Annotated in this window: 1 protein-coding gene; it reads right to left on the bottom strand. The window is 40.5% G+C overall.

Going from position 1 to position 464, the window contains the following annotated elements; all coding sequences use genetic code 11:
• The coding region (locus tag HC175_RS18335; protein ID WP_168139676.1) for a rod shape-determining protein MreD at nucleotides 1–362 on the bottom strand (362 nt) is incomplete at its 3' end.
• Nucleotides 363–464 lie beyond the last annotated feature (102 nt).

Raw genomic sequence — 464 nt, 5'->3', positions numbered from 1 at the left:
AGTACCAGGATCACCACGTAACTTATTCGGGCCCCGGGTTGAGTGCTGGAGAATTTTATGGTTTGGTAGTCGTAACTAACTCCAAACGAAAATCTTAATAGAACGGGTCTTATAAAAGCAGCTACCAGACAGGCTGCCGCATTAATTCCGCCGCTGTCTTCAAAAATATCCACACCCCAACCCAGTAGGAAACTTAAAAAAATAAGCAGGGTTTGACTCCCGCTGAATGGAAAAAGAATGATGAATAGAACGTAGAGGTAAGGATTGATATATCCCAAAAAATTGATATTGTTAAGGAGCAAAACCTGAAGCAGGAGCAATACCACAAAACGGACGGCATTTGTAAGGATCACACTATTCATCCCTTGAAATGTTTTGTAAGTTCCGTATTTCTTCCTGTTCGGTATTTTCTATGATGTAGACGTACCCAATATTGGTCATGTCATTGAACAACTGAATACTGA

The organism is Salinimicrobium oceani, assembly GCF_012037645.1.
The sequence above is the reverse complement of the archived record's forward strand: the minus strand, read 5'-3'. Positions and strand labels throughout refer to the sequence as shown.